The organism is Stenotrophomonas sp. 3(2025), from assembly GCF_052665395.1.
The window spans coordinates 13,326-31,173 of the sequence record NZ_JBQOIF010000013.1 but is presented as its reverse complement, the minus strand read 5'-3'; the positions used below and the strand labels follow the sequence as shown (position 1 = coordinate 31,173).

Sequence of the window (17,848 nt, the reverse complement as noted above, 5' to 3'; positions counted from 1 at the left end):
CTCGGTAGAGCCAGGCCATGCCTGGCTGCAGTGCGTCGATCAGCCGCTCACCCCACGATCCGCAGCACGTCATCCAGCAGCGCCGCTGCGGTCACTTCCGCACCCGCGCCCGGCCCCTGGATCAACAGCGGCTGTGTGCGATAGCGATCGCTGTGGATGGCCACGCGGTTGTCGGTGCCCGCGCCCTGCGCCAGCGGATGGTCGGCAGCCAGCTCACGCAGGCCCACCTGCGCACCCTCGCCATCGACGCGGCCGACAAAACGCAGCACCCGGCCGTTGTCGCGCGCCTGCTGCCAACGTGCCTGCAGCGGTGCATCCAGCTGCTCCAGCGCATTCACTGCATCTTCCAGCGGCAGCGCAGCCAGCGCGTCCGGCACCAGTGAATCGACCTGCACCTGCGACGCGTCCAGCGCCAATCCACTGCTGCGGGCCAGGATCAGCAGCTTGCGGCGCACATCCTCGCCGGAAAGATCCAGCCGCGGGTCCGGCTCGGTGTAGCCGGCCGCCAGCGCTTCACGCACCGCCGCCGAGAACGGCGACTGGCCGTCATAACGATTGAACAGCCACGCCAGCGAACCGGAAAGCACGCCCTCGATGGCATGGATGTGGTCGCCACCGGCAACCAGCGCGCGCAGGCTGCTGAGCAACGGCAGGCCCGCGCCGACGGTGGCGCTGTCGCCGTAACGCGCACCACTGTCGGCGCAACGATCGGCGATGGCCTGCGCGCGCGACAGCTGCGCACCGCGGCCAAGCTTGTTGGCGGTCACCACGTGCACGCCGCGCGCCAACCACTGCACGTGGCGCGCCGCTACATCTTCGCTGGCGGTGGCATCGACCACCACGTCGCCACGCTCCAGCCCTTCAGCGCTGGCCCACGGCGGCGAACTCTGCCCATCACGCGGCGCACGCCGTGCCAGTTCCAGCGGCAACGCCAGATCGCGGTCGATCGCCAGCGCGGTGCGTGAATTGGCCAGCCACTGCACGCTGGGCAGTTCCAGCCCACGCGCCTGCAACGCCTGGTAGCGCTGCACGAAGGCCGAACCGACGGTGCCGGTTCCAAGCAGCGCCAGGCGACCAGTACCCAGCAGCGGAATCTCGACAGGCAAAGCGCTCATGCGTCTGCCACCTGTTTGCCGCGCGCCACCGCATCGATCACCGCCTCGGCGCGCGCCAGGGCGCTGCCCAGATCGACCAGCAGGTCGCGCTCACCCTCGATACCGACCGACAGACGCAGCAGGCCTTCACTGATGCCCGCAGCCGCGCGTGCGTCGGCAGTCATCGCGGCGTGGGTCATGGTCGCCGGATGTGCGATCAGGCTCTCCACGCCTCCCAGCGACTCGGCCAGCGTGAAGTAACGCAGGCCATCGACGAATGCACGTACAGCAGCATGCGGATCATCGCCGGCACAGCTGGCCAGTTCGAAGGACAGCATCGCGCCGAAACCACTCTGCTGACGCGCGGCAACGGCGTGGCCCGGATGATCGGCCAGGCCCGGGTAGTAGACCTTGGCCACCGCAGGATGCGCATCAAGCAGCGCCACGATCGCGGCGGTGTTTTCCTGGTGCGCGCGCAGGCGTGCATCCAGCGTACGCAGGCCGCGCAGGGTCAGGAACGCATCGAACGGCGAGCCGGTAAGGCCCAGGGCATTGCCCCACCACACCAGCTGTTCATGCACGGCGGGATCGCGGGCAATCACCGCACCACCGACCACGTCGCTGTGGCCGTTGATGTACTTGGTGGTGGAGTGCAGCACCAGGTCCGCGCCGAACGACAGCGGTTGCTGCAATGCCGGCGACAGGAACGTGTTGTCGACCACCACCAGCGCACCGGCTTTGTGCGCCGCGTCGATCACGAAGCGCAGGTCGGTGATGCGCAGCAGCGGGTTGGACGGGGTTTCCACCAGCACCAGCTTCGGTTGCGTGGCCAGGGCCTGGGCCAGCGCGCGCGGGTCGGTCAGGTCGGCGGTGACCAGTTCGAAATGGCCCTTCTTCGCCAGCGCGTTGAACAGGCGCCAGCTGCCGCCGTACGCATCGTGTGGCACCACCAGGGTGTCGCCGGGCTGCAGCAGTGCGTTCAGCACCAGGTTGATCGCGCCCATGCCGGTGGCGGTGACCACGCCGCCAGCGCCGCCTTCCAGGTCGGCCAGCGCCTCGCCCAGCAGGTCGCGCGTGGGATTGCCACTGCGGGTGTAGTCGTACTGGCGCTTGTTGCCGAAGCCTTCGAAGCTGAAGTTCGACGACAGCACGATCGGCGGCGTGACCGCGCCGTGGGCGGTGTCCCGATCGATGCCGGCGCGGACGGCGGCGGTGGTGCGACAACAGGACGGTTCAGCGGCGTGCAGGCTCATGCGGACTCTCCAGAAGTGCGGAAGGCGGTGGCGAGGATCGCGTCGATGCGATCGGTTTCTTTCAGGAAGGCGTCGTGACCGTAGGGCGAGCGCAGCACGCGCAGGCTGCCGCGTGGGCCCAGTCCCTCGACCAGGCCGACCAGGTCGGCAAGCGGCACCAGGCGGTCGCCTTCAACGGCCACCACCACGGTCGGCGGCAGGATCGCGCTCGGGTCCACGCGGTGCAGATCGATCGACTCGGACAGGCGCAGGTAGGCATTGACCGGCGTGCGCGCAACGTACTGCGCACCAGCGGCGTCGAGGTAGTCTTCGGCCGCGACACGGACGCGGCCATTGATCACTTCCGGTGCGGCGTCGAAGCGTTCGCCGAATTCTTCCGGTGTGCGGTAGCTGAGCATGGCGAACTGGCGGGCCAGCGCCAGGCCGTGGTCTTCGCCACACTGCAGCTGGCCCAGCGCCACGGCACGGCGCTGCAGCGCACGCCAGGCGGCGGCATACGGGTGCGGGCGGTGCGCACCGCTGGCCAGCACCAGCTGGCGTACCCGGGCACGGTGGCGGATCGCGAACTGCTGGCCGACCAGTGCACCGTAGGAATAGCCGACGAATGCCTTCAATGCGCGGATGCCGAGGTGATCCAGCAGCAGCGCCAGCGCATCGGCCTGGTCGGCGGTATCGATCGGCACATCCAACGCACCGTCAGCGCCGATGAAATCGAACGCGAGCACACGCAGCTGCTGCGGATCCAGTGCGCGGCCACTGCCGACCAGGCCTTCGGCCCAGCCCTTTTCGCTGAACTGCGCATTGGAGGCCACATGGCGGTGCGCGGAAATGCCGCCGGCCAGCACCACCACCGGTGCGTTGACCGGACCGACCCACTCATAGCGCAGGCGCACCGGGCAGGGGCCGGCATGACGCATCGACAGCACGGCGGCGAACTCGCCGCGCTCGGCGTGCACGCGGTCATCGACCGGCACGCTGACGGGGACAAAGGGTTCGGGGCGAAGCACGGTGCTGGTGGCGAAGCTCATGGCGGGTTCCGGTAGGGAAATCGGCCATCGAGCCTTCGCGGGGCTCGCGTTCGAAGTGCACGTTGGGTGCAGGTTCGAACCATCTTTCGGTGGACGCCACGGTCCCCGCAGGATTTGGCACCTACGCAGGCGCTTTCGCGTCTGCGGGCTGCCCCGGCTTCAAAGGGCCTGTCCCTCTGCCGGTCTCGATGGTGGAGCCACGATGCCAGTCCTTTCCGGGCATGTCAATCCCTTCATGCGGATAAAGAGATGGATGAATGCGAAGCCCCCACCCTTCCCCCGTCCCGACAGCTTGCGTAGAGTCCCGGCGGTCCATGTCGCTGGAGCCTTCGATGCGCCGCCTGCCCCTGCCCTGCCTCCTGCTGCCCCTGTTGGTGAGCGCCCCCGCGAACGCTGCCGACTGGCGCCAGGGCTGGGGACTGGTGCCACAGGCGCCGGCCACGCGCACGGCCGGCGCCACGCCGCACGCGGCGCCGATGGCCCGCCTGCGCCTGCAGTCGCTGGGCGACCAGTGGCAGGCGCGGATCGACAATCCCCTGTCCGGCCCGGTGCAGATCGAGCTGCGCGCGGCCCCCGGCACACAGGTGGAGGGCCTGCCGCTGCAGTCACTGGTGCAGGCCACCGGCAGCCTGGTGGTGGGCCATCTTCCCTCCCCTGCCAACGGCAATGCACTGGACCTCCGCCTGCAGTCGGTGCCGGGCAATCCGGCCGCCCGCGCCGAAGACGTCGCCTATCGCCTGCCGTTCCAGGCTGCCCAGCTGCGCGTGGACCAGGCCCCGCAGGGCCGGTTCAGCCACGATGACGAGGAAAACCGCGACGCCATCGACTTTGCCCTGCCCGCAGCAACGCAGGTCCTGGCCGCCCGCGAGGGCACGGTGATGCAGGTACAGGACGGGTTCCACGGCAATGGCCTGGACCGTGAACGCGATGCCGGACGCGCCAACTTCGTTCGTATCCTGCACAGTGACGGCAGCATGGCGATGTACGCCCACCTGCAGGCCGGCGGCATGCGCGTGCGTCCCGGCCAGGCCGTGCAGGCCGGGCAGCCGATCGGCCTGTCCGGCAACAGTGGCTACAGCACCGCACCGCACCTGCACTTCGTGGTGCAGCTCAACCGGGGCATGGGGCTGCGTTCGGTGCCGGTGCGCATCCTCGCCCCGCAGGGCGAATTGCACTTCGCCCGTGAGGGCAGCGGGGACGCCAGCGCCGGGCGCTGACCCGCCGACGGCGGCAGGCCGGTATAATCGGGCGCTTATCTCTTTGAAAAGCGCCCCGTGCGGGCGCCACTGCCATGTCCGAAGTCGCCACCGAAGCGTCGCGTCGCCGCACGTTCGCCATCATTTCCCACCCTGACGCCGGCAAGACCACGCTGACCGAAAAGCTGCTGCTGTTCGGAGGCGCGATCCAGATGGCCGGCTCGGTGAAGGGCCGCAAGGCTGCCCGCCACGCCACCTCGGACTGGATGGCGCTGGAAAAGGAGCGCGGCATCTCCGTCACCTCCTCGGTGATGCAGTTCCCGTACGAAGGCAAGATCATCAACCTGCTCGACACCCCGGGCCACGCCGACTTCGGCGAGGACACCTACCGCGTGCTGACCGCGGTGGACTCGGCGCTGATGGTGATCGACGTGGCCAAGGGCGTGGAAGAGCGCACCATCAAGCTGATGGAAGTGTGCCGCCTGCGCGACACCCCGATCATGACCTTCATCAACAAGCTCGATCGCGAGGGCAAGGAGCCGATCGACCTGCTGGACGAGGTTGAAAGCGTGCTCGGCATCCAGTGCGCACCGGTCACCTGGCCGATCGGCATGGGCCAGCGCCTGAAGGGCGTGGTCCACCTGATCACCGGCGAAGTGCACCTGTACGAGCAGGGCCGCAACTTCACGCGTCAGGATTCGACCATCTTCCCGTCGATCGATTCACCCGGGCTGGTCGAAAAGATCGGTGAGCGGATGCTGGCCGATCTGCGCGATGAACTGGAACTGGTGCAGGGTGCCAGCCACCCGTTCGACCTGCAGGCCTATCGGGCCGGCAAGCAGACCCCGGTGTTCTTCGGCTCGGGCGTGAACAACTTCGGCGTGCAGCCGCTGCTGGACTTCTTCGTCGAGCACGCACCGTCGCCGCAGGCACGCTCCACCACCGGCCGCGACGTCGCCCCGCAGGAGCCGAAGCTGACCGGCTTCGTGTTCAAGATCCAGGCCAACATGGATCCGCAGCACCGTGACCGCGTGGCCTTCATGCGCGTCTGCTCGGGCCGGTTCAGCGCCGGCATGAAGACCCTGCACGTGCGCACCGGCAAGGAGATGAAACTGGCCAATGCGCTGACCTTCATGGCCAGCGACCGTGAAATCGCCGCCGAGGCCTGGCCGGGCGATGTGATCGGCATCCACAACCACGGCACGATCTCCATCGGTGACACCTTCACCGAAGGCGAGGCGATCACCTTCACCGGCATCCCCAACTTCGCCCCGGAACTGTTCCGTCGCGCCCGCCTGCGCGATCCGCTCAAGCTCAAGCAGCTGCAGAAGGGCCTGGCACAGCTGTCCGAGGAAGGCGCCACCCAGTTCTTCCGTCCGTTGACCAGCAACGACCTGATCCTGGGTGCGGTGGGTGTGCTGCAGTTCGATGTGGCCGCTTACCGCCTGAAGGACGAATACGGCGTGGAAGCCACCTTCGAGCAGGTCGGCGTGACCACGGCGCGCTGGGTTCACTGCAGCAACGAGAAGAAGCTGGAAGAGTTCCGCGAGAAGAACGCGCTGAACCTGGCCCTCGACGCCGCCGGCCACCTGGTCTACCTGGCGCCGACCCGGGTCAACCTGCAGCTGGCGCAGGAACGTGCGCCGGACGTGCGTTTCTCGGCAACCCGCGAAGCCGCGCATACGGTCACCGGCAACTGATTCCAGCGACCATACGGTGGCGGGGGTGCGCGCGCCCGCCATCGCGGCGATGATAGGGGGGTGCAGGTCCCCCTCCCTGCAGACGATGCCGATGCCATGTCCACGACTTCCGCTGTTTCGATCCGCGAAGAAATTGCCAGCGCCCTGACCCACGGGCTGGGTGCGGTGCTTGCCCTGGCCGCCAGCGCGGTGTTGATCACCCTGGCCGCGATCTATGGCGATGGCTGGCAGCTGGCCAGCGCGATCGTGTTCGGCATCGCCCTGCTGCTGCTGTACACCGCCTCCACGCTGTATCACGCCATCCAGCACCCGCAGGCCAAGGGCCGCCTGAAGGTGTTCGACCATTGCGCGATCTATGTACTGATTGCAGGCACCTATACCCCGTTCACCCTGATCGGCCTGCGCGGCCCCTGGGGCTGGGGCATGTTCACCGCGATCTGGGCGCTGGCCCTGGGCGGGGTGGTGTTCAAGCTCTTCTACACAGGCCGCTTCAAGGTGCTGTCCACGGTGATCTACATCGCCATGGGCTGGCTGGTGGTGGTGGCGATCAAGCCGATGTGGGCCTCGATCGATGGCGGGACGCTGGCCTGGCTGTTCGGCGGCGGCCTGTCCTACACGCTGGGCACTTACTTCTATCACCGCGAATCCATTCGCTATTCGCACGCGATCTGGCATCTGTTCGTGATCGGCGGCAGCGTCTGCCACTTCGTCGCCGTGACCCGACAGGTGCTGTGACCCCGCATTGACGGTAACGCCAGGCCCCTGGTCGGCGAGCAGGTACCGGCCCTGCACACGATGCACATGATCGCTTCGCGCCGTGTCCACCCCGACGGGGCAACCATGGCGGTGTGAATGCTGCCCCTGCTCCTGCTGATCCCAAGGCGTCGCGCTGGCGCCTGCGTCGCCCCGGTCCACGCGGGCAGCGCTGGCTGGCCGTGCTGGTGTTCCTGCTCGCGGCGATCCTGGTCCTCATCGCCCTTTGGGATTGGAACTGGTTCAAGGGCCCGGTCGAACGTGCGGTACAGGCGCGCACCGGCCGCGCCCTGCACATCGGCAACCTGGATGTCGACCTCGGCCGCACCAGCACCGTGCGCGCCGATACCCTCACCTTTGCCAATGCGCCCTGGGCGAAGCAGCCCACCATGGTCAGCGCCGACCGGGTCGAGATCGACGTACGGGTGTGGCCGCTGCTGCGTGGCAGCGTGCAATTGCCCGAAGTGCGCCTGACCCGCCCGGACGTACTGCTGGAGACCGCCCCGCGCAAAGGCGCCCCCGGCAACTGGGACTTCCTCGGCGACAGCAAGGGGGGCGCCACGCCGCAGCTCAAGCGCCTGCTCATCGACGATGGTCGCCTGCAGTTCCTCGACGCACTCGGCCGCACCGACATCCTGGTGAACGTGCGCAGCGGGCAACCGAAACAGGCCGACGCCGCACCACCGTTGCTGGTGGCCGGCAAGGGCCGCTGGCAGGGCAATCCCTTTACCCTGAGCGGCGGCACCGAATCGCCGCTGGAACTGACCGACAGCGCCCATCCCTTCCGCATCCATCTGGATGGCCGCGCCGGAGCCACCCATGCCGTTGCCAGCGGCACCTTGACCAACCCGTTCCAGCTGCAGGTATTCGACCTGCAGTTCGCGCTGAGCGGTCAAGACCTGGCCGACCTGTATCCATTGCTGGGCATTGCCATTCCACCTTCCCCGCCCTACGCACTGGATGGCCGCCTGAAGCGCGATCACCAGGTGTGGCGCTACGAGCGCTTCACCGGCAAAGTCGGCGACAGCGACCTGGGCGGCGATGTGCAGTTCGATGTCTCCAGGGAACGCCCACGGATGACCGCGAACCTGGTGTCGCGCCGCCTCGATTTCGATGACCTTGCAGGCTTCGTCGGTGCTCCCCCGAAGACCGGCGGCGGCGAGACCGCCAATGCAGAACAGCGTGCCGAGGCAGCGCGCGTGGCCGCCAGCGCGAAAGTACTGCCGGCCACGCCGTACAACCTGGGCAAGCTGCGCGCGATGGACGCCGACGTGCGCTGGAAGGCCCAGCGCATCAATGCACCGAAGCTGCCGCTGGACGACATGGATGCACACCTGCTGCTGGACGATGGTGTACTGCGGCTGGACCCGTTGAACTTCGGCGTTGCTGGTGGCGACATCCGCAGCACGATCCGCATGGATGCACGTCGCCCGCAGATTGCAACCTCGTTGAAGGCCAGCGTGCGCGGCGTGCAGCTGGGCCAGTTGTTCCCCGACGCCAAGCTCGCCGAGCAGGCCAAGGGCGGGATCAGCGGCGCCATTGATCTGACCGGCAACGGCAACTCGATCGCAGCGATGCTCGGCGGCAGCAGCGGCGACGTGGCGCTGGGCATGGGCCGCGGCCATGTCGGCAACCTGCTGATGGAGGTGGCAGGGCTGGACATCACCGAGTCGCTGAAGTTCCTGTTCACCGGCGACAAACAGATTCCTCTTCGTTGCGCCTTCGCCGATTTCGGCGTGCGCGACGGCCTGATGCACACCCGGTCGATGGCAGTGGACACCACCGATACGATCATCCTCGGCGAGGGCGATGTCAGCCTGCGCGATGAAACGCTGGACCTGCTGCTGAAGCCGCGACCGAAGGACAGGAGCATCCTGGTGCTGCGCTCGCCGCTGCGCATCGGCGGCACCTTCAAGGACCCCTCGTTCCGCCCGGACTTCAAGGCGCTGGGTATCCGCGGTGCGGTGGCGTTGACGCTGGGCAGCATCGCGCCGCCGGCGGCACTGCTGGCCACCATCGAACTGGGGCCGGGCAAGGATGCCGACTGCGGTGGGCACTACGCGAAGTAGAGCGGGCGTTCGGCGCTCTACTGCAAATGGGACGAGGGTGACGGGTGGCCCAGGCAGGACACGCCGTGAACCCCGCTCTGCGGTCCGGCCCAGCCGCTGGCGGCTGTGCGTTCGGGCGCTTGCGAAGCAGTGCTTCGCAAGCAAAGCGCCCTCACCCATGGGGGCTCGATGGCGCATCCATGCGCCTCACGGTCCTGCCTGCCGCCTTGCTCCGGCTTCGGACAGTTCCCTGCGCGCGCGGAACAGGGAATTCAAAATCAAAAGAAGAAAGCAGAATCAAAAGCAGTGCCAACCGAGGTTGGCATCTACCAACGGCGGATTGTCGGAATGAAAGCCACCGCGCTCGCAGGAACGTTTCCAGAGGCTGAGGGCATGGGCGTGCAGGACCGTTGGCGCCATGGATGGCGCCATCGAGCCTACAGGGAGGTACTTGCGGCGTGTCCTGCACGCCCATGCCCTCAGCCTCCCCCTCGTATCAGGAAGGCGCTGCTTTGGCTTTAGGCTTCGGAAAGCGGGCCGGCGGGCCGCAGGCCCGCCAGCGACAGAACTCACCCCGCCACGATGTACTGCTGCAGCTGATCCAGCTCGCGCCGCTGCGCATCGATCACCGACTTCACCAGGTCACCGATGGAAATCACCCCCAGTACCTGCCCGCCCTCGACCACCGGCAGATGGCGGATGCGGTAATCGGTGACCAGCTGCAGGCAATGTTCCACCTGCTCACCGGGACTCACTGTCACTACGTCCGGGGTCATGATTTCGGACACTGCGGTGTCACGCGATGAACGATCGTGGAGCACGATCTTGCGTGCGTAATCACGTTCGGAGAGGATCCCGACCAGTCGCGGGCCATCCATCACCAGCACCGCGCCGATGCCCTTCTGCGCCATCAACCGGATCGCATCGATCACCGCCGCGCCGGGCGCGACCGCATGCACTTCAGGGGACTTGCCGTCCAACAGTTGCCGTACCGACGTCATCTGCCTGCCCTCCCAGGGTGGGTTGCGGCTCCGAGTCTGCCACGGAAGGGGCCAACCATGCGTCAACCAGGTACAACGGTCGTTGCTTGGACTCCTCGTACAGGCGCCCCAGGTACTCGCCGATAAGCCCCAGCGCGATCAGCTGCACGCCGCCCAGGAACAGGATCACCGCCATCATGGTCGGCCACCCGGCCACACGGTCGCCGTAAATGGCTGCCTTGGCGATCACCCAGATGGCAAACACGAAGGCCACGCCTGCGGTCGCCAGCCCCATGTAGGTGGCCGCCCGCAGCGGCACCGTCGAAAAGCCGGTGATGCCTTCCAGCGCGAAGTTCCACAGCCGCCACAGGCTGAATTTGCTGGTGCCGGCCAAACGGGCATGCCGGTGATAGGGCACCGCCACGCGGCGGAAACCAACCCAGCTGAAGAGCCCCTTCATGAACCGGTGCCGTTCGCGCATCTCGCGCAGGGCGCTCAGCGCGCGCGGGGACAACAAGCGGAAATCGCCGGTATCGGCCGGAATGGGCGTCCGCGAGAGGCGTCCGATCACCCGGTAGAACATCGATGCGGTCGCACGCTTGCTCCAGCTCTCACCGTCACGCACCAGGCGGGTGCCGTAGATGTTGTCGTAGCCTTCGCGCCAGCGCTGCACAAAGTGCGGCACCAGTTCCGGCGGATCCTGGCCATCGGCATCGAGGATCATCGCCGCGCCTTCGCGCACCTGGTCCAGGCCGGCGGTCAGCGCAGCCTCCTTGCCGAAGTTGCGCGACAGCTTCAGCGCCGACACCCTCGGGTCGGCCTGGGCCAGCGATGTGATCAACGACCACGTCCTGTCACTGCTGCCATCATCCACGTACAGGATGCGCCCATCGATTCCAGCCAGGCCATCGAGTACCGCGCACAGCCGCGGATGCAGCTGGGGCAGCGCCAATTCCTCGTTGTGCGCGGCGATGACGAAAGTAAGACGTTCGCGAGTCATCGCGCGATTGTACGTGGTTGGGGGGCGTGCAGCCCGTCCGCCCGGGGCTCCCGGCGCCCGCCTGCCACATCAATCCCAGCGGTACTTCCACTACGGCCCGTGTCTCTCAGTCCTCCGCCAGATACCCCGCTCCACCCAGCTGCCGTGCCTGCCGCTGGATCCACGCTGCACGACGCTGCACGTAGGGGCCTGGCTTTGCCGCGTTGTAGCGACGCGGCGCCGGCAGCACTGCCGCCAGACGTGCGCTCTCGGCAGGGCTCAGCCGCGCAGCGTCCTTGCCCCAGAATGTCTGCGCCGCTGCCTGGGCGCCATACACACCGTCGCCGAACTCGGCGATGTTGGCGTACATCTCCAGGATCCGCTGCTTCGGCCAGAAGGCTTCGATCAGCACCGTGTACCAGACCTCCAGGCCCTTGCGGATCCAGCTGCGGCCCTGCCACAGGAACAGGTTCTTGGCCACCTGCTGGCTGATCGTACTGGCCCCGCGCAGGCGCCCGCCCCGCGCGTTGTGGTCGCGCGCCTTTTCAATGGCCTGCAGGTCGAACCCGCTGTGGTCGGGGAAGCGCTGGTCTTCTGCGGCCACCAGCGAAATCGGCAGGCTCGGCGCCATCTGGTCAAGGTCCCGCCACTGGTAGTGCAGCCGGTAGGACCAGTCGCCTTCACCCAGTGCCTCGCCGAAACGCCAGACCATCACCGTGGACAGCGGCGGATCGATGAAACGCAGCACCAGCACCTGCAGGCAGCTGAAGGCCACAAACAGCACCGGCAGCCACAGCAGCCGCTTCCAGCGCCAGCGCCTGCGCGGTGCCGCGTCGGCGGCGGCCACTACCTTGTCCTGCTCTCCCCCTGCCCCCATTACTGGTGCATCCTTCTTATGCTTGGTTGTCGGCGCATTATCCGGCAACCATCCCCGTTTCCGCGCGATGTGAGCCGATGACCGCCCAATCCGATTCCCTTATCCGTTTCCTGCTCCCCGACGCCGGTGTCCGTGGCGTCCACGTGCGCCTGCAGGCCACCTGGCAGGACATCCAGTCCCACGGCGAGTATCCGGACAGCGCCACCGAACTGCTCGGCGAAGCCTGCGTGGCGTCGGCCCTGTTCACCGGCCACACCAAGGTCGACGGCCGCCTGTCGATCCAGCTGCGCAGTACTACCGCGCTGCGCACCCTGTTTGCCGAATGCACCGCCGCCGGCACCCTGCGCGGCATTGTCCAGCTGGCCGAAGGTGGTGACGCGCCCCGTGACCTGACCGACCTGGGTCGGGAAGCCCTGCTGGCCATCACCATCGAGAATCCGGGCCTGGACCCGCGCGAACCGCAGCGCTACCAGAGCCTGGTGGCATTGACCGCGCCGGAACTGGATGAAGCATTCGAGGACTACTTCCGCCAGTCCGAGCAGTTGCCGACGCGGCTGTTGCTGGCTGCCGGCCGTGACGGCGCCGCCGGCCTGCTGCTGCAGAAGCTGCCGGGCGATGAAGGCGACGACGATGGCTGGTCCCGCGCCAGCGCACTGTTCGACACCCTGGGCAAGGCGGAGCTGCTGGCTACCCCGGCCGAGGAACTGCTGCACCGCTTGTTCCACGAGGAAAAGGCGGAGCTGGTGGGTGACAAGGCCCTGTCCTTCGCCTGCTCCTGCTCGCGTGAACGGGTCGCCTCGATGCTGGTCTCGCTGGGCGAGGAAGAGGCCCGTGCGGCTGCCGAAGACACCGGCGCGGTGGACGTGCGTTGCGAATTCTGCGGACAGGAGTATCACTTTCCGTTGACGGAGTTCGGCATACTGTTCCACGGTGCCCAGGGGGCTGTGCCGGCACCTGAACGACTTCAGTAGTACCCGATGAGTCTTGTGTCTGGGGAGGAACAAGGCTTGTTAAGAATTCATAAACACCCTAGGATCGAGTTCCCGCCCCAGCGGGAACTTTCACTGCCCGTCCCTGTCTGAACTGGTCCGATGCGTACCTTCCTGCGTCTACCGCTGGCCCTGCTGATCGCCCTTGGCGCGATCACGGGCGTGCATGCGCAGAGCAAGGACACCCGCACCGTCATTCCGGTCTGGAACAAGGGCAGTGGCAAGGTCGAGGCCCTGCTGTACCTGGAACCGACCGGTGAACAGGCCGTGGGCGCACGCTGGCATTTCGGCCGCAATTCGCTCGATGCCGCCTTCGGCCTGTCCTCGGGCGATTCGCTTGGCCTGCTGTGCAACAGCAGCAGCGGCTCCAGCATCAGCGGACTGGCCAGCCATTGCATGCTGGCCAGCCTGGGTGACGACGACGATGCCATCGGTTCCAACCGGCGCCTGACCGGTACCGCCGCGCTCAACCGGGGCACCGGCCGCCTGGGAATCACTGCCGGCACCGGCCGGGAGACCCTGCCCGCCTGGCTGGCCACGCCCAACAAGACCCCGTCGCTGCGCGCCGAACAGAATGACCTGACCGTGTTCGCGCAGAAGAACATCGGTCGCGAAGGCTTTGTCTCCATCGCCGGCACGTATGCCAAGGCACGCCTGGTACCCCTGGCCGACGCCTCGCCGGCCATCGTTGACCGATGGGACAGCAAGAGCCTGAGCCTGGGCGCCGGCTACGGCAATTTCAGCGGCAGCATCATCGGCCGCGTGGTGGACGTTCCCGGCAAGCCCGGCAAGTGGGAAGGCCTGGGCATCGGCCTGACCTGGCGCACCCCGTGGTCGGGCCAGCTCACCGTCGGCGCGGAAAACGTGATCAGCCGCGGCAAGAACCCGTTCTCCCCGCGCAACGAAAGCAACGATGACGGCACCGTGCCGTACGTGCGCTACGAGCAGGATCTGTAGTCGCTCATCGACCGCGAACAAGCTGTGTTGAACATCGGGCGCCCAGGGCGCCCGAATTGTTTCTGGACACATCTGTCAAGTGCGAAAAGCACCTATCCGTTACAAACGGATACATCACGACATGCATCAACTGAAACTTTTTTGTGCGTTGAGGCCAGGCAGGCGCGGTTGCGCCCCTTCCCACATTCAGATAACTCATTGAAATAAAAGAAATCAAAGCGCATTCATGTGTAACCACAGCGTGAATTAACGCAGCTTTAATTTTTGGCTGGGGGCCGTTACTATCGATTCAGCCTCGCGATTTTGGAGCCTTCTTTTTTGGCACCGCCGCGCAGGCACTACCCCAGCCAAGATTTCTTGGAGAGAGAGAGCCAATGAATTTCCAGTCCAACAAGCTGCGTGACGCTGTCGTCGTCGCGCTGATCGCCGGTGCGGCGACGTCCGTAACGGCCCAGGCGCAGGAAGCGACCAACCTGGATCGCATCTCGGTGACCGGTTCGCGCATCAAGAGCACCGACATCGAAACCTCGCAGCCGGTCCTGAGCCTGACCCGCGCCGACATCGAAAAGCAGGGTGTGACCTCGGTCGCCGACATCCTGCAGCGCGTTGCCGCCAACGGTGCCGCCCTGAACCGCACCTTCAACAACGGCGGTGACGGCTCGGCCGGTATCAGCCTGCGCAACCTCGGCTCGGACCGTACCCTGGTGCTGGTCAATGGCCGTCGCTGGACCACCGGCCTGGACGGCAGCGTCGACCTGAACACCATCCCGACCGCGATGATCGAGCGCATCGACATCCTGAAGGACGGCGCTTCGACCATCTATGGTTCGGATGCCATCGCCGGCGTGGTGAACATCATCACCAAGAAGGACTTCGACGGCGCCGAAGCGAACTTCTACAAGGGCCAGTACAGCGACGGTGACGGCGAGCGTGAAGCGGCCGATTTCACCATCGGCACCACCACCGATCGCGCATCGGTGATGCTGGGCGTCTCCTACGTCAAGGAAGGCAAGGTCATGGCCGGCGATCGCAAGATCTCCGCTGGCGGCCCGCCGTTCTTCAGTGGTCAGAGCAGCACCGGCATGCCGGGCTCCTACATCCGTGACGAAGAGCGCTATGTGCTGATCAACGGCGTGGAAACGCCGTTCAACGCCAACGTCCACGGCTACAACACCGCCCCGGACAACTACCTGCTGACCCCGCAGGAACGTACGTCGCTGTTCGCTTCTGGTTCGTACAACGTTACCGACAACATCACCTTCCGTACCGAGGCGATGTACAACGAGCGCAAGTCCGAGCAGCTGCTGGCGGCCATGCCGGTCACCGGCATGCGCCTCAGCGCCAACAGCATGTACAACCCGACGGGTGAAGACCTGACCGGCGTCAACCGTCGTTTCAATGAAAGCGGCGGCCGTTCATTCAACCAGAACGTCAAGAACTGGCACTTCTACGGTGGCTTCGAAGGCTTCTTCGAGTTCGCGGACCGTAACTTCGACTGGGATGTCGGCTACCGCTACGACAAGACCGACCAGAACGACCTGACCTACGGCCTGTTCAACCTGGCCAACCTGCGCAACGCTTACGGCCCGTCCGAATTGCGTGGCGGCGTGCCGGTCTGCGTCACCGCCCCGGGCGGCGACATCATTCCGGAGTGCGTGCCGGTCAACGCTCTGGGCCCGGAAGGCTCGATCAGCCAGGCCGCAATCGATTACACCTCGTTCACCGCACACGATTCTTCGAGCTTGGTATCCAAGGGCTACTACGCCAACATCTCCGGTGAAATCGTGCAGCTGCCGGCCGGCGCTCTGGCCTTCGCTGCCGGTTACGAGTACCGCAAGGAGACTGGTCAGTTCGATCCGGACGCCTTCATCGCTGCAGGCCTGAGCACCGGCAACGGCGCAAAGCCGACCAAGGGCGGCTACGACCTGGATGAGGTCTTCCTGGAACTGTCGATCCCGGTGCTGGCCGACCTGCCGGGCGCCAAGCTGCTCGACTTCAGCGCGGCGACCCGCTACTCGAAGTACAGCAACTTCGGTAACACCACCAACAACAAGTTCGGTTTCCGCTGGAAGCCGATCGACGACCTGATGATCCGCGGCAACTACTCGGAAGGCTTCCGCGCGCCGAGCATCAGCAATCTGTACGGTGGTGACGGCGATTCGTACGAAACCTATGCCGATCCGTGCGCGGCTGCCAATGGCCCGACCGGTGCCGTGCTCGCCCAGTGTATTGCCCAGGGCGTGCCGGCCGGCTTCGTACAGCCGGGTACGGAAGACGAGGACGGCGTGCCGCAGTCGGGCGCGACGCAGACCGAAGAACCGTTCACCTGGAAGTCGAACCCGAACCTGAAGCCGGAAACCTCGACCAGCAAGACGCTGGGCCTGGTGTGGAGCCCGAGCTTCGTGACCGGCCTGAACGTGACCCTGGACTGGTGGCAGATCAAGATCGAAGACGCCATCACCCGTCCGGCGATCCAGGACATCATGAACTACTGCTACGGCGGTTCGCCGGCCGAGCAGGCCGCGTACTGCGGTCTGATCACCCGTGATCCGACCTATGGCACCACCGCGCAGCGTTACACCATCACCAACGTCGACATGCCGCTGCAGAACCTGGCGTCGTACAAGGTGGAAGGTTGGGACCTGGGTGTCCTGTACCGCCTGCCGGAAACCTCGTTCGGCCAGTTCACCGTCAGCTGGGACAGCACCTACCTGTCCAAGTGGGAAACCAAGGCCACGCGCGACTCGGAAGTGGAAGGCCGCCAGGGTCGTTACCTCGACCAGGATCCGTACTGGCGCATCCGTTCCAACCTGTATGTCGATTGGTCCTTCGGCGACTTCGGTGTCAACTACGGCCTGCGCTACAAGTCGGGCATGACCGAAGACTGCCTGCTGGGCGGCGCGCTGCGCAGCTACTGCTCGGATCCGGAAGGTCGCAAGAACCACATGGGTGCCACCACGTACCACGACATTCAGGTGCGCTACAACACCCCGTGGAAGGGCACGATCATGCTGGGTCTGAACAACGCATGGGACAAGCAGCCGCCGGTCTCGTACTCCACCTCGTACAACATGTTCGACCCGCAGTACGACCTGCCGGGCCGCTACATGTACATGCAGTACAAGCAGAAGTTCTGATCGCTCCACTGATCAGCTGATGCAGCAACGGCCCCGAAAGGGGCCGTTGTTTTTTGTACGTTCGCTGCTGGCGTCAACACCAACGAAAAAGGCCGCGGCACTGCCGCGGCCTTTCAGCATCCAGCGATGAAGAACGCCTCAGCCGTTCGGAATCAACGTATCGATCAGATGCTCGACATACGCTTCGAAATCCTCGCGCGCCTGCTTGGGCTGCTGCAGCTGCAACGACAACTGCAGGAAGCCCACATACGCTGCGTAGGCCAAGCGCGCACGATGGCGCGCATCGGTCGAGCTGAGCCCGGCCTGGCGGAACGAGGCGATCAGATAGTCAAGGCGACGCTGCGACACGCGGTCGATCACCGGCCGCACCATCGGATGGTCCAGTGCCTTCAGCAACTCGCTGTAGATGATGTGCGGCTGCACTTCGTGCGCCACCATCTGGAAAAGCTGGCGCAGGCGCACGCGCGGATCCGGCACGTCTTCCAGGCTGCCGAACACCTGTTCCTGCTCGAACAGTTCCCAGCGTTCCAGTGCGGCCTGCAGCAGCGCATCACGCGAGGGGAAGTGCCAGTAGAAGCTGCCCTTGGTCACGCCAAGGCGGCGCGCCAGCGGCTCCACCGCGACTGCGCTCACACCTTGCTCGGCAATCAGATCGAGGGCCGCCTGGGCCCAGTCTTCGGCACTCAGGCGGCTGTTGCGGCCGGCACGCGGTTCGCCGGCGGAAGCGTCAGGTTGATTCATGTGCTGATTTAACCATACGCCGGGGTTCGTTGCAGTACGCGGTTGCGGCCGAAACCGTCGACAGCCGGGCCGGGAGGCATTTTCGCAGCAAACCATACCCTGCAGTATTGACTTCC

The 17,848-nt window shown here is 66.0% G+C and carries 14 protein-coding genes and 1 riboswitch; of the genes, 7 read left to right on the top strand and 7 right to left on the bottom strand.

Annotation, left to right across the window (positions count from 1 at the left end):
• Positions 1-47: 47 nt before the first annotated feature.
• Genes ACUXVE_RS11570 through metX form a run of 3 tightly spaced genes read right to left on the bottom strand, consistent with a single transcriptional unit; the run spans position 48 to position 3,375 of the window.
• Positions 48-1,115: a homoserine dehydrogenase gene (locus tag ACUXVE_RS11570; RefSeq protein WP_093818666.1), complete on the bottom strand. Its 1,068-nt coding sequence runs from the start codon at positions 1,113-1,115 to the stop codon at positions 48-50.
• Positions 1,112-2,347 carry an O-succinylhomoserine (thiol)-lyase gene (locus tag ACUXVE_RS11565; protein WP_445514441.1) on the bottom strand — a complete coding sequence of 412 codons (1,236 nt, stop codon included), beginning with the start codon at positions 2,345-2,347 and terminating at the stop codon, positions 1,112-1,114. The genes ACUXVE_RS11570 and ACUXVE_RS11565 overlap by 4 nt, the downstream gene beginning before the upstream one ends.
• Complete coding sequence (gene metX / locus ACUXVE_RS11560; RefSeq protein WP_049467392.1) at positions 2,344-3,375, bottom strand: homoserine O-succinyltransferase MetX; 1,032 nt, start codon at positions 3,373-3,375, stop codon at positions 2,344-2,346. The genes ACUXVE_RS11565 and metX overlap by 4 nt, the downstream gene beginning before the upstream one ends.
• A gap of 76 nt (positions 3,376-3,451) precedes the next feature.
• Positions 3,452-3,570: riboswitch (SAM riboswitch) on the bottom strand.
• A gap of 137 nt (positions 3,571-3,707) precedes the next feature.
• On the opposite strand from metX, the gene ACUXVE_RS11555 reads away from it, so the two are divergent.
• The 4 genes from ACUXVE_RS11555 (at position 3,708) to ACUXVE_RS11540 (ending at position 9,093) form a co-directional block, all read left to right on the top strand.
• The gene (locus ACUXVE_RS11555; protein WP_445514440.1) at positions 3,708-4,592 is read left to right on the top strand and encodes a M23 family metallopeptidase; all 885 of its coding nucleotides are present in this window, start codon (positions 3,708-3,710) and stop codon (positions 4,590-4,592) included.
• A 74-nt stretch (positions 4,593-4,666) separates the two neighbouring features.
• Positions 4,667-6,271 carry a peptide chain release factor 3 gene (locus tag ACUXVE_RS11550; RefSeq protein WP_445514439.1) on the top strand — a complete coding sequence of 535 codons (1,605 nt, stop codon included), beginning with the start codon at positions 4,667-4,669 and terminating at the stop codon, positions 6,269-6,271.
• A 96-nt stretch (positions 6,272-6,367) separates the two neighbouring features.
• Positions 6,368-7,006, top strand: a complete 639-nt coding sequence (gene trhA, locus ACUXVE_RS11545) for a PAQR family membrane homeostasis protein TrhA (RefSeq protein ID WP_093818670.1) — start codon at positions 6,368-6,370, stop codon at positions 7,004-7,006.
• A 113-nt stretch (positions 7,007-7,119) separates the two neighbouring features.
• Positions 7,120-9,093 (top strand): AsmA family protein, encoded by a 1,974-nt coding sequence (locus tag ACUXVE_RS11540; protein ID WP_445514438.1) that lies wholly within the window; start codon positions 7,120-7,122, stop codon positions 9,091-9,093.
• Between the two features lie 548 nt (positions 9,094-9,641).
• On the opposite strand, the gene ACUXVE_RS11535 is transcribed toward ACUXVE_RS11540, so the two are convergent.
• The 3 genes from ACUXVE_RS11535 to mtgA all read right to left on the bottom strand — a co-directional run bounded on the left by ACUXVE_RS11535 (position 9,642) and on the right by mtgA (position 11,908).
• Entirely contained in the window at positions 9,642-10,073 is a 432-nt protein-coding gene (locus ACUXVE_RS11535) for a CBS domain-containing protein (RefSeq protein WP_093818672.1), read from the bottom strand.
• Positions 10,033-11,052, bottom strand: a complete 1,020-nt coding sequence (locus ACUXVE_RS11530) for a glycosyltransferase family 2 protein (RefSeq protein ID WP_093818673.1) — start codon at positions 11,050-11,052, stop codon at positions 10,033-10,035. The genes ACUXVE_RS11535 and ACUXVE_RS11530 overlap by 41 nt, the downstream gene beginning before the upstream one ends.
• A gap of 106 nt (positions 11,053-11,158) precedes the next feature.
• The gene (mtgA, locus tag ACUXVE_RS11525; RefSeq protein ID WP_025877813.1) at positions 11,159-11,908 is read right to left on the bottom strand and encodes a monofunctional biosynthetic peptidoglycan transglycosylase; all 750 of its coding nucleotides are present in this window, start codon (positions 11,906-11,908) and stop codon (positions 11,159-11,161) included.
• A gap of 77 nt (positions 11,909-11,985) precedes the next feature.
• On the opposite strand from mtgA, the gene hslO reads away from it, so the two are divergent.
• The 3 genes from hslO (at position 11,986) to ACUXVE_RS11510 (ending at position 16,991) form a co-directional block, all read left to right on the top strand.
• Positions 11,986-12,879: an Hsp33 family molecular chaperone HslO gene (hslO, locus tag ACUXVE_RS11520; protein ID WP_093818674.1), complete on the top strand. Its 894-nt coding sequence runs from the start codon at positions 11,986-11,988 to the stop codon at positions 12,877-12,879.
• A 120-nt stretch (positions 12,880-12,999) separates the two neighbouring features.
• Positions 13,000-13,854 (top strand): XOO1806 family protein, encoded by an 855-nt coding sequence (locus ACUXVE_RS11515; RefSeq protein WP_093818675.1) that lies wholly within the window; start codon positions 13,000-13,002, stop codon positions 13,852-13,854.
• Between the two features lie 374 nt (positions 13,855-14,228).
• The gene (locus ACUXVE_RS11510) at positions 14,229-16,991 is read left to right on the top strand and encodes a TonB-dependent receptor plug domain-containing protein (RefSeq protein ID WP_140227782.1); all 2,763 of its coding nucleotides are present in this window, start codon (positions 14,229-14,231) and stop codon (positions 16,989-16,991) included.
• A 138-nt stretch (positions 16,992-17,129) separates the two neighbouring features.
• Here ACUXVE_RS11510 and ACUXVE_RS11505 read toward each other — a convergent pair whose 3' ends face one another.
• Complete coding sequence (locus ACUXVE_RS11505; protein WP_025877807.1) at positions 17,130-17,732, bottom strand: TetR/AcrR family transcriptional regulator; 603 nt, start codon at positions 17,730-17,732, stop codon at positions 17,130-17,132.
• Positions 17,733-17,848: the final 116 nt, after the last annotated feature.

What these genes read in the sequence shown, in the direction of transcription:
- ACUXVE_RS11570 (WP_093818666.1), bottom strand. Translation starts at nt 1,115, where the DNA reads ATGAGCGCTTTGCCTGTCGAGATTCCGCTGCTGGGTACTGGTCGCCTG.
- ACUXVE_RS11565 (WP_445514441.1), bottom strand. Translation starts at nt 2,347, where the DNA reads ATGAGCCTGCACGCCGCTGAACCGTCCTGTTGTCGCACCACCGCCGCC.
- metX (WP_049467392.1), bottom strand. Translation starts at nt 3,375, where the DNA reads ATGAGCTTCGCCACCAGCACCGTGCTTCGCCCCGAACCCTTTGTCCCC.
- ACUXVE_RS11555 (WP_445514440.1), top strand. Translation starts at nt 3,708, where the DNA reads ATGCGCCGCCTGCCCCTGCCCTGCCTCCTGCTGCCCCTGTTGGTGAGC.
- ACUXVE_RS11550 (WP_445514439.1), top strand. Translation starts at nt 4,667, where the DNA reads ATGTCCGAAGTCGCCACCGAAGCGTCGCGTCGCCGCACGTTCGCCATC.
- trhA (WP_093818670.1), top strand. Translation starts at nt 6,368, where the DNA reads ATGTCCACGACTTCCGCTGTTTCGATCCGCGAAGAAATTGCCAGCGCC.
- ACUXVE_RS11535 (WP_093818672.1), bottom strand. Translation starts at nt 10,073, where the DNA reads ATGACGTCGGTACGGCAACTGTTGGACGGCAAGTCCCCTGAAGTGCAT.
- ACUXVE_RS11530 (WP_093818673.1), bottom strand. Translation starts at nt 11,052, where the DNA reads ATGACTCGCGAACGTCTTACTTTCGTCATCGCCGCGCACAACGAGGAA.
- mtgA (WP_025877813.1), bottom strand. Translation starts at nt 11,908, where the DNA reads ATGGGGGCAGGGGGAGAGCAGGACAAGGTAGTGGCCGCCGCCGACGCG.
- hslO (WP_093818674.1), top strand. Translation starts at nt 11,986, where the DNA reads ATGACCGCCCAATCCGATTCCCTTATCCGTTTCCTGCTCCCCGACGCC.
- ACUXVE_RS11515 (WP_093818675.1), top strand. Translation starts at nt 13,000, where the DNA reads ATGCGTACCTTCCTGCGTCTACCGCTGGCCCTGCTGATCGCCCTTGGC.
- ACUXVE_RS11510 (WP_140227782.1), top strand. Translation starts at nt 14,229, where the DNA reads ATGAATTTCCAGTCCAACAAGCTGCGTGACGCTGTCGTCGTCGCGCTG.
- ACUXVE_RS11505 (WP_025877807.1), bottom strand. Translation starts at nt 17,732, where the DNA reads ATGAATCAACCTGACGCTTCCGCCGGCGAACCGCGTGCCGGCCGCAAC.